Annotated in this window: 1 protein-coding gene; it reads right to left on the bottom strand. The window is 54.2% G+C overall.

Features of this window, described 5'->3' with window-relative positions:
* The coding region (locus HT737_RS29400) for a hypothetical protein (protein WP_182404575.1) at positions 1-548 on the bottom strand (548 nt) is incomplete at both ends.

Below are 548 nucleotides of genomic sequence, written 5' to 3' on the forward strand. Positions count from 1 at the left end.
ATGTGCTGGTGAGGTTTTTACGGTGTAACTGGTTGGCAAGGTAAAGATTGATCACCGTGTCGCTGATCAGTCCCCCTTTATTGTGCGGCGAACGAAATACCTCCTGATGGTGGTTGATGTCGGCATCGAACAGCGTTTGCTGCGCCAGGTTCCTTCGGCTGGCCGGCGCAGTGGTTATAGACTTCAGTGCCGCCTCCAGTTCATCGGCATATGTGTTGTAGTGATTCATTGCCGCTGTTGCGATTTGTGCTTCGGATAATGTCGAATCTTCACGGAGCATCACTTCGTTGATGTTTGCCCAATCCAGCACGCACTGCAGATTGAGTAATTGATGCAGGGAGCGTTGTGCATCGCTGAGCGGCGCCAGTTCGGCAAATTTCATCAGTTGCTCATAAGACAGTTTGCGCGACAACCCGGGAGCGATCCTTTCTGTCAGCATGACCGCCTTGCGCAACATGACCCAGCCTGGTGAGCCGATCAGCAGTGTCGGCGGGGTAACGACCAGAAACTCCTGGTGATTGCCCCGCCCAGCACCAGTTCCACTGCCC

The sequence above is a fragment of the Pseudomonas sp. MD195_PC81_125 genome (genome assembly GCF_014060985.1).
Taxonomy (GTDB): domain Bacteria; phylum Pseudomonadota; class Gammaproteobacteria; order Pseudomonadales; family Pseudomonadaceae; genus Aquipseudomonas; species Aquipseudomonas parakoreensis.